This window comes from Nocardia wallacei (assembly GCF_029869545.1).
Classification (GTDB): Bacteria; Actinomycetota; Actinomycetes; order Mycobacteriales; family Mycobacteriaceae; genus Nocardia; species Nocardia wallacei_A.
The window spans coordinates 1-8779 of sequence record NZ_JARWQD010000336.1 but is presented as its reverse complement, the minus strand read 5'-3'; the positions used below and the strand labels follow the sequence as shown (position 1 = coordinate 8779).

Here is an 8779-nt window from a genome sequence, read left to right as displayed (position 1 = left end):
CCCCCCCCCCCCCCCCCCCCCCCCCCCCCCCCCCCCCCCCCCCCCCCCCCCCCCCCCCCCCCCCCCCCCCCCCCCCCCCCGCGCCGCGCCCCGGGGGCCCCCCCCACAACGGGATTTCGTCCTCAGTTTTTGGTGGGTGGGGTGAGGGGGGAGATGCCTAGGCGGTCGGCGTATTGGTTGTTGAGGTCGGTCCAGCCGTAGTTCAGGGCTTCGGCGCCGACTATGGGGCCGATGGGGGTGCCCTCGAGGAGGTGTGCGGCTACGTCCAGGCACAGGTGCCAGCCTGCGGCCATTTGTGCTGCCGCGGTGCGTTCGGGGAGTCGGTGGGTCAGCCGCAGGAGGGTTCCGGGGGCCCGGTCGCTCAGTTCCCAGCGCACCACGTCACCGCCCCAGGTGAATTCGAGCAGGGACGGTCGTTCGGCGGTGCGGACCTCGCCGTGCAGCTCCTGCTGCTCGTCGCCGTCGACCATGAGGAGAGTGACGGGGCCGGGTGCGGCGAGGGAGCGGTTGGCGGTGTAGGGCGCCCATTCGCGTAGTTCGGCGGGCTCGGTGAGCGCGGACCACACCGCCTCCCGGCCCTGGGGGAATTCGCGGGTGAACACGAGCGCCCAGTGCCCGTCGTCCTGCACGAGGTCGACTTGTTGCAGCGGGCCCGGGCGGTACCGGCGAGTGGTCATGAGGTGCGGTCCTTTCGGTCGAGATGGCGGCCCAGGGCATCGAGGTGCCGAGGCCACAGCCGCAGGTACGGCGTGAGCCAGCGGTCCAATTGCTCGAAGGGGCCGGGGGACAGGCGGTAGATCCGTTTCTGCGCCGCGACCTCGCAGGTGACGAACCCCGCGTCGCGCAGCACCCGCAGATGCTTCGACACCGTCGGTTGCGGCAGTTCCAGGCGCGTCGCGAGGTCGCCCACGGTGGTGGCGCCCACGCGCAGCTGATCGAGGATCCGCCTGCGCTGCGGCTCGGCCACCACCGAGAAGAGATCGTTCGCCACGCGCCTGAATATACTCCGCCACGTATATACGCCACAAGGCATAAACACTGCCCGGCCAGCATCGGCCCCGTTTCTCGGCAATGAATTAGAACGCGTTATAGATTGGGTGGGTCATGCCGCCCGCATCGAAGCGCGAAGGAATGCCGATGTCTGCCACCGCATCCGAACTGCTGGCCACCGTCGAGCGATCGCCGCAGGCCGTCGCCGCCCACGACCGGGCCGCGTGGGTGGGGCTGTTCGCGGATACCGCGCGGGTGGAGGACCCGGTCGGATCGCGGCCGCACGTGGGGACGGCGGCCGTCGAGCGGTTCTACGACACCTTCATCGCGCCGAACGGCATCGCCTTCCGCATCGAGCACGACGTGGTCCGCGGCATGACTGTGTATCGCGACCTGACGATCGAGACGACCATGTCGACCGGCGTGACGCTGCGGGTGCCGATGCATCTGCGCTACGACGTCGTCGAATCGCACGATGAGCTGAAGATCGGGCAGCTGCGCGCGCACTGGGAACTGCCCGTGATGATCGGGCAGCTGCTGTCGGCCGGAGCGCCCGGGCTGACCGCGGCGGCGAAGCTGGCGCCGCAGCTGCTGCGCAATCAAGGTCTCGGCGGCGCGCTGGGGTTCGCGCGGGGCTTCGTGCGCGTCGGCGCGGCGGGCAAGCGAGTGGTGACCGATCTGCTGCGGGCCGCCGGTCGCGGCGACAGCGCCGCGGTCCGGAGCGCACTGACATCGGATGCGGCGGTCTACTGGGCCGGTACACCGATCGGGTTCGAGGGATTCATGGCCCGCGCCGGTGGAATGGAGGTCGGCAAAACCATCGCCGCCGGTCGCTTCGTCACCGCGACCGTCCGAACCCCCACCGGCCGCGGCATCGCCGAGACCGAGCTGACCCGCAACGCCGAGGTCACCACCCTCCGGGTCTACCTCGCCGAGTAACGCCCCACCGCGGGAGTAGGGCCTCCGGGGACGCGGGGTGGGGTGGGGGCGGGCAGAATGCCCGGTATGGATGGCTGGGGTGGGCAGGCATCGGCCGACCGGCGGGCGGGTGTGGGGCTCGGCGGGGCGGGCGCGCGCAAGCGGCACGGGCGGCATTACACGCCGGAGCGGCTGGCGCGGTTTCTGGCCGAGCGACTGGTGGAGCATGTGGTTCCGGAGCGGGAGTTGCGGGTGCTGGATCCGGCCTGCGGTGACGGGGAGCTGTTGCTGGCCGTGAAACAGGCCGCGGCGCAACGCTTTCCGGGAATTCCGCTGCGGCTGGTGGGTTTCGACCTGCATGCGGACGCCGTGCGGGTGGCGCGGGAGCGCGCGGACGGTATCGCCGTCGACTGGCATGCCGGTGATTTTCTGCGCGCCGCCGAGGATCTGGCCAGCGAGAGTTTCGACGCGGTGATCACCAACCCGCCGTACGTCCGTACGCAACAATTGGGCACGGCGACCGCGCGGATGCTCAGTCGACAGTACGGTCTGCGCGGCCGGATCGACCTGACCCACCCGTTCGTCGCGACCGTGCCCCGGCTGCTGCGGCCCGGCGGTGTGCTGGGCCTGTTGTGCGCCAACCGTTTTCTCACCACCAAGGCCGGTGCCAACCTGCGGGCGCTGTTGCGTTCGCAGCTGTCGCCGGTCGAACTGTACGACCTGGGCGACACCCGGCTTTTCGAGGCCGCCGTGCTTCCCGCGATCACGGTCGCGGTGCGGGGCCGGTCGGCCGTGCCGTGCCGCTACGTGTCGGCGTATGAGCTGGAATCCACCGAAAATACCGATGGCTGCGACCTTTTCGCCGCGCTCGCGGGACCGTCCGACGCCAGGATCACACACTGCGGCCGCGTCATCGCCGTCGAGGTCGGCACCCTCGCCCCGGGTTCGCCCACGCCTTTGCCAGCTGTGCAACGGCTCGCCGCGGACGATCCCGAATCCGCTGCCCCCGCAGTCGAATCGAGGGCGGCGAATCTGTCCACGCCGGATCGCCGGTCGGCCCCAGCGACCGAGCCGGAACCGCCTGCCTCCGCCGGAATCGCCCGCCCGTCGACCGAAGTGCCCGGCCTCGCAGCCGTGGCGGAGCCGGTCCACACCGAATCGTTATGCGCGGAGCCGCATCCTGCGCCTGTGCCGATCAACCCTGCTGTGCCGAACGACCCTGCCGCCCCGATGGACCCGTCCGTACCCTGGCGGATGTCCAGGCCCGGTATCGACGAGTGGTTGCGGCGGGTGGGGGAGCGGACCTGGCGGACGTTCGGCGACCTGGCGCGAATCCGGGTGGGCATCAAGACGACCGCGGACCGGGTGTTCATCTCCGACCGGTGGGACGAGCGGGAACCGCGACCCGAACCCGAACTGCTGTTCGACCTGCTGACCCACCACGACCTGGCGCCGTGGCGGATCACCCGGACGCGCCCGACACGGGTGCTGTACCCCTACGATGTGACCCGCTCCCGGCGGACGCCGATCGATCTGGCCGAATTCCCTGATGCCGCAGCGTATCTGGCCGAACACAAGGACGCCCTGGCCGCCCGCGACTACATCGCCGCGGGCGGGCGGGAATGGTTCGAGATCTGGGTTCCCCAGCGCCCGCACCTGTGGTCGCACCCGAAGGTGGTATTCCCCGATATCAGCGTGCGGCCCCGGTTCGCGCTCGATCGCAGCGGCGCGATCGTCAACGGCGACTGCTACTGGATCTCACTGCCCGACATCGGCGCCGATCCCCTCGCGTATCTGCTGATGGGCGTGGCGAATTCGACCCTCGGCCTGCGCTTCTACGATGCGGTGTGCGGCAATCGCCTGTACGCGGGGCGGCGGCGCTGGATCACGCAGTACGTCGGGCGTCTGCCGCTGCCCGACCCGGCCACCCCGGCCGCCGCGGCGCTGGCCGGATTGGTGGGCGAATGTCTCGACAGCGCAATGGATCTCGACCAGGGCGCGCTCGACGAACTGGTGTCGGCGGCCTTCGCGCTGGATTCCGCGGTAGACGCACGCGCCTTCGGTGGCATCGGGCCCGCGCCGAAAACCGGTGCCGTGCAGGACGTTCCTGCCGATTCCGCCGGGAGAGCTCCCGCGTGACACGGCTCAGGCGCGGGGCACCGCCACCATGGGCATCAGTGTGCGGCGGGCGAATTCACGCGCGGCGCGTTCGTCGCCGAGCGGGATCATGCCCTCGGGCGTCAGGGCCAGCGACTGCGCCAGGCGCGCCATGATCTCGGCGACGAGGTCGGCGTCGAAATCCAGGCTGTCGTTGGACTTCTGCAGCCCGCGCAGCTTATCGGCCAGGTAGGCCCGGCCGACCTCGAGGATCGGCCCCGCCTCTGTGGTCAGCCGCGGCAGGATCAGATCCGGCTCGGTGCGCAGCAGCCGCTGCAGCAGTTCGTTGCGCGCTAGCAGCGTGATGAACGCGACGAACACCTCGACCAGCTGGTCCTGGCTGTCGGCGATGCCCGCCACCCGCTGTTCGATCTCGGCGACGAACAGCTGCGCCTCGCGCACCCCGACGGCCTCGATCAGATCGTTCTTCGACTCGAAACGCCGGTACAGGGTCGCCGGGCTGATGCCCGCGCGGCGCGCGATCTCACCCATGCTGGTGCGCTTGATCCCGAAATCGAGGAACGCCGACAGCGCGCTCTCCAGCAGCTGCTCGCCGTCGGCCCGCGGCTTCTCCAGGATGCGAGCCAGGATTGGGGGAACGGATGGCATCGAGTCTCCAGTCGAAATCGCTGTGATACCGCGTCGATGCGGAAGGGCGGCAGTCATTATCTCATCGGATCGGGCACGCGGACGCAGCCACGGCGTGTCGACGTGAGGTGTTACACAGCGCGAGACGTGCCGCTCAGCGCAGATCCAGCTCCGCCATCTCCTGCTCGATGGCATTGGCGGCGAAATCTATACCGCTGGACCGCAATTCGTGAACGCGACGCTGGAGCGCCTCGATGCCCCCCGGCTGGGCCGCGATATCGGCCACGCTGATCTTTCCCCTGTTTCGGTGCATACCGGACTGCTCGCACGACACCGCGAAACCTCCTGCTTGCCCTCGGCACGGCCCGTCGTCCGGGCGTGGCTCGTCTCGCGAACGAGCCGTGTGCATCCGTTTCCGGACACCGGGCACGCTGGCCCGATGCTAGCAAGCCGCAGACATGGTCACATGACCAGTGTGCGATGTATCACACCTCGATGCCGTCTCGGTGGGTGGCCGTGTTGTGCCGGTAGACCGCCGCGTTCAGGCGGATTCGGTCCAGTTCGGCCTCGCCGAGTTCGCGCCGGACCTTGCCCGGAACGCCCGCGACCAGGGACCCGGGCGGAATCTGGGCGCCCTCCGGGATCAGCGCGTTGGCGGCGATCAGGCTGCCCGCGCCGACGACCGCGCCGTTGAGGACGGTCGCGCCCATGCCCACCAGGACGTCGTCCTCGATCGTGCAGCCGTGCAGGATCGCGTTGTGCCCCACCGAAACCCCGGCGCCGACGGTCAGCGGGAATCCGGGATCGGCATGCAGCACGCAGCCGTCCTGAATGTTGGTGCCGGTGCCGACGCTGATGTCGTCCATATCGCCCCGGACGACGGCGGAGTACCAGATGCTCACATCCGCCGCGAGGCGCACCCGCCCGATCACGGTCGCATTCGGCGCCAGCCACGCGCTCTCATCGATCTGCGGCACATGTTCACCCAACTGGATCCTCATGACCCCGAACATAGCGGCCACGCTCTGCGCGCCGCACCGCGGCATCGGGACCTGGCGCATCCGGTCCCGGGAGCGCCGCGGCGGTGGCAGAATTCGCCGGTGCTCTCGAGATCGGCCGCGGTGGCGGCTGTTGCTGTGGCGATGATGTGCCTCGTCGCCGGGTGTGCCACGGCGGTGGACCATGCCGACGAATCCGCCCTCTCGCCAACGCCTTCCGGTCCGATGCTCACCGAGCAGGACCGCCGTTTCGTCGCCGCCGCGCTCGCCGCGGGTGGTGGGCTGGAGCGCATGGTGCGGTCCTCGGCGCTCGGCGCGGTGCACACCGGCCGCAATCTCGCCGAGGAGATCGAGCGCCTGGTGCAGGCCGGACTGCCGGTCGAGCTGGCGCGCCAGCGCGTGGTGGACGCCTTCATCTCCGGCGACGGCCTCGAGCCGGGCTCCTTCACCCAGGCCGAGGTCGTCGCGCTGGCGGGGCTGTCCGTGCAGGTATACAAGCCGCAACTGGCCTGAAGCCGTCGCTGCCGAAGGGCGTGGGCGCACGATCCGGCCGCCGGTATCTGTGCGAATGGCCTTGGCCGAGTGCGATGTTCGCTTCCGGCCGCGACCGGCTCGCCGACGCGCCGGTGCCTGCGAAGCTGCGCACCGCGCTCGGGCGGTGATCGCGTGCCGGGCGTGGCCGTCCGGCCGTGCCCCGGACTGAGCACGTTGCCAAGAATCCCATCACCTTGTTGCCGGTTGGTTGCCATCCTGCGAATCGCCGACGAGTGATCGTGGCGGCCCGGGTGCGGGTGGACGACGATGGCGGTATGAGGATCGGGGTCCCGCGGGAAATCAAACCGCAGGAGCGGCGGGTGGCGCTGACTCCGCCCGGCGCCGGTGAACTCGGCCGCCACGGGCACGAGGTACTGATCGAGACCGGCGCCGGTGCCGGGTCCGGATTCACCGATACCGACTACATCGCGGCCGGTGCCCGGATCGTGCGAGCGGCCGAGACCGTATGGGGCGACGCCGAACTGGTATTGAAGGTGAAGGAGCCCATTGCCCCGGAGTACCCGCGCATGCGGGCCGGGCAGGTGCTGTTCACCTTCCTGCATCTGGCCGCCTCCCGGGAGTGCACCGACGCCATCCTCGAGTCCGGGACCACGGCGGTCGCGTACGAGACCGTGCGGGGCCGCGACGGATCGCTGCCGCTGCTGGCGCCGATGAGCGAGGTCGCGGGCAAGCTCGCCACCCAGATGGGCGCGCACCACCTGATGGCGCCCAATGGCGGTGCCGGAATATTGCTGGGCGGTGTGCCGGGGGCCCGTCCGGCGGATGTGGTGGTGCTGGGCGGGGGCGTGGCCGGATCCAATGCCGCCACCGTCGCGGTCGGGATGGGCGCGCGGGTCACCGTGCTCGACACCGATCTGGTCCGCCTGCGCGAACTCGACGCCCGCTTCGGCGGCCGCGTCACCACGCTCGGATCCAACACCGCAGAGGTCGAAAAGGCCGTTCCCGCAGCGGATCTGGTGATCGGGTCGGTGCTGGTGCCGGGTGCGCGGGCGCCGCAGCTGGTGCCGGATACGCTGGTCGAACGGATGCGGCCGGGCTCGGTACTGGTCGATATCGCGATCGATCAGGGCGGATGTTTCGAGAGCTCACATCCGACGACGCATGCCGAACCCACCTTCCGCGTTGCCGATTCGCTGTTCTATTGCGTGGCCAATATGCCGGGCGCGGTCCCGCACACCGCGACCGTGGCGCTCACCAACGCCACGCTGCCGTACGTGCGCGCCCTCGCCGACCTCGGCTGGAAGCGGGCCTGCCGGGCCGATCCGGGACTGGCCCACGGGCTGACCGCCGATGCGGGACAACTGTTTTCGACGGAGGTCGCGCAGGCGCACGGGCTGGCCGCGGTGAGCGGGGTCTAGGGTCGCATGCCGCGGTCCCGGACTCGGGGCCTACAGGTACCAGTCCGGCTCCACGTCCTGCGGCACCTCGCGCAGCTTGTCCGGGTTGCGGACGATGGTGATGCCGGTGATCCGGCCGTCGTCGACGATGAACGAGAACACCCCGGTGTGCGTCCCGTCGAAGACCACCAGGCCGGGCTGGCCGTTGACCAGCACGTGCTTGCCCCAGGCGCCCGTGCCCGCCTTGTACCAGCCGAAGAACAGCTTGGCGATGAGCTCGGCGCCGCTGAGCGGCTCGCGGACGGCGGGCACCTTGCCGCCGCCGTCGGCGGTCAGGGTGACCTTGTCGTCGAGCACGCCGAGCAGTGCGCTCAGGTCGCCGGATCGCCACGCCAGCGCGAACGCCGACACCACCTTCTCCTGCTCGTCGCGGCTGGCGGGGAAGCGCGGCGTGCCCTGCTCGACGTGCTTGCGGGCCCGCGACGCCAGCTGCCGCACCGCGGCCGGGGTGCGGCCGACCACCTCGGCGACCTCCGGGCCGGACATGCCGAACACGTCCTGCAGGACGAACGCGGTGCGCTCGGCCGGTGACAGCGACTCCAGCACGACCAGCAGCGCGGTGGTGACCCGCTCGTCCTGGGTGATCCGATCGGCGGGATCGTCCACGGTGGTGACCTCCGGTTCGGGTAGCCATTCGCCGACGTACTGTTCGCGGCGGGCTCGCGCCGATCCCAGCAGATCGAGGGCCAGGCGGCCGGTGACGGTGGTCAGCCAGGCCCGCAGATTGTCGATCTGCTCACCGGGGGAACGGGTTTCGTGCCAGCGCTGCAACCGGAGCCACGCGTCCTGCACGACGTCGTCGGCGTCGCTGAGGCTGCCCAGCGTGCTGTACGCGAGCCGGCGCAGGTACTGCCGGTGCTCCTCGAACTGCCGGGCCAGCTCCGCCTGGTCGATATCGCCGGGGCGTTCCTCGGTTGTCACGTGCGGGCCTTTCTCTCCGTTCGCCCGAGCCTATCGGTGCGTCGAGAAGGTGACGCCACAGCGTCCGCGAGTGTGACATCGCGACGCCGAGCCCGCCGGGGCCGGCCCCCCCCGCCGCGCCCCGGGGGTGTCTTAGCCGTCTTTATAGGCCGGGTGGCGGCGCAGTGTTATCGAGGTCGTGCAGCTCACGGAGGACTTTCTAAATAGGTTGCTACTGATGGGGAACGCGCCCGGAATGCCGTGGACGGCCTGGGA

The 8779-nt window shown here is 70.3% G+C and carries 10 protein-coding genes; 4 read left to right on the top strand and 6 right to left on the bottom strand.

What is annotated here, in order from left to right; genetic code table 11:
• Positions 1–122: 122 nt before the first annotated feature.
• Positions 123–677: an SRPBCC family protein gene (locus QH290_RS30525; protein ID WP_280386652.1), complete on the bottom strand. Its 555-nt coding sequence runs from the start codon at positions 675–677 to the stop codon at positions 123–125.
• A complete protein-coding gene (locus tag QH290_RS30520; protein WP_280267645.1) occupies positions 674–991 on the bottom strand; it encodes an ArsR/SmtB family transcription factor in 318 nt (105 codons plus the stop codon). The genes QH290_RS30525 and QH290_RS30520 overlap by 4 nt, the downstream gene beginning before the upstream one ends.
• A 140-nt stretch (positions 992–1131) precedes the next feature.
• On the opposite strand from QH290_RS30520, the gene QH290_RS30515 reads away from it, so the two are divergent.
• Together QH290_RS30515 and QH290_RS30510 are read left to right on the top strand one after the other, a co-directional pair.
• Positions 1132–1929 carry a nuclear transport factor 2 family protein gene (locus tag QH290_RS30515; protein WP_425303669.1) on the top strand — a complete coding sequence of 266 codons (798 nt, stop codon included), beginning with the start codon at positions 1132–1134 and terminating at the stop codon, positions 1927–1929.
• 66 nt (positions 1930–1995) lie between these two features.
• Positions 1996–4047 carry an Eco57I restriction-modification methylase domain-containing protein gene (locus tag QH290_RS30510; RefSeq protein WP_280386647.1) on the top strand — a complete coding sequence of 684 codons (2052 nt, stop codon included), beginning with the start codon at positions 1996–1998 and terminating at the stop codon, positions 4045–4047.
• 6 nt (positions 4048–4053) lie between these two features.
• Here QH290_RS30510 and QH290_RS30505 read toward each other — a convergent pair whose 3' ends face one another.
• The 3 genes from QH290_RS30505 to QH290_RS30495 form a co-directional block, all read right to left on the bottom strand.
• Positions 4054–4674 carry a TetR/AcrR family transcriptional regulator gene (locus QH290_RS30505; RefSeq protein WP_280267649.1) on the bottom strand — a complete coding sequence of 207 codons (621 nt, stop codon included), beginning with the start codon at positions 4672–4674 and terminating at the stop codon, positions 4054–4056.
• Between the two features lie 133 nt (positions 4675–4807).
• Entirely contained in the window at positions 4808–4966 is a 159-nt protein-coding gene (locus QH290_RS30500) for a hypothetical protein (protein ID WP_280267650.1), read from the bottom strand.
• 172 nt (positions 4967–5138) lie between these two features.
• The gene (locus QH290_RS30495) at positions 5139–5654 is read right to left on the bottom strand and encodes a gamma carbonic anhydrase family protein (RefSeq protein WP_280267651.1); all 516 of its coding nucleotides are present in this window, start codon (positions 5652–5654) and stop codon (positions 5139–5141) included.
• 99 nt (positions 5655–5753) lie between these two features.
• Here QH290_RS30495 and QH290_RS30490 point away from each other — a divergent pair, with 99 nt between their 5' ends.
• Both QH290_RS30490 and ald read left to right on the top strand, forming a co-directional pair.
• Positions 5754–6164 (top strand): hypothetical protein, encoded by a 411-nt coding sequence (locus QH290_RS30490; RefSeq protein WP_280267652.1) that lies wholly within the window; start codon positions 5754–5756, stop codon positions 6162–6164.
• 296 nt (positions 6165–6460) lie between these two features.
• Positions 6461–7564, top strand: a complete 1104-nt coding sequence (gene ald / locus QH290_RS30485; protein ID WP_280386644.1) for an alanine dehydrogenase — start codon at positions 6461–6463, stop codon at positions 7562–7564.
• Positions 7565–7594: 30 nt separating this feature from the next.
• On the opposite strand, the gene sigJ is transcribed toward ald, so the two are convergent.
• Positions 7595–8524 carry an RNA polymerase sigma factor SigJ gene (sigJ, locus tag QH290_RS30480; protein ID WP_280267655.1) on the bottom strand — a complete coding sequence of 310 codons (930 nt, stop codon included), beginning with the start codon at positions 8522–8524 and terminating at the stop codon, positions 7595–7597.
• Positions 8525–8779: the final 255 nt, after the last annotated feature.

Coding starts and splice junctions, on each gene's coding strand:
- QH290_RS30525 (WP_280386652.1), bottom strand. CDS start 677: ATGACCACTCGCCGGTACCGCCCGGGCCCGCTGCAACAAGTCGACCTC.
- QH290_RS30515 (WP_425303669.1), top strand. CDS start 1,132: ATGCCGATGTCTGCCACCGCATCCGAACTGCTGGCCACCGTCGAGCGA.
- QH290_RS30510 (WP_280386647.1), top strand. CDS start 1,996: ATGGATGGCTGGGGTGGGCAGGCATCGGCCGACCGGCGGGCGGGTGTG.
- QH290_RS30505 (WP_280267649.1), bottom strand. CDS start 4,674: ATGCCATCCGTTCCCCCAATCCTGGCTCGCATCCTGGAGAAGCCGCGG.
- QH290_RS30500 (WP_280267650.1), bottom strand. CDS start 4,966: ATGCACCGAAACAGGGGAAAGATCAGCGTGGCCGATATCGCGGCCCAG.
- QH290_RS30495 (WP_280267651.1), bottom strand. CDS start 5,654: ATGAGGATCCAGTTGGGTGAACATGTGCCGCAGATCGATGAGAGCGCG.
- ald (WP_280386644.1), top strand. CDS start 6,461: ATGAGGATCGGGGTCCCGCGGGAAATCAAACCGCAGGAGCGGCGGGTG.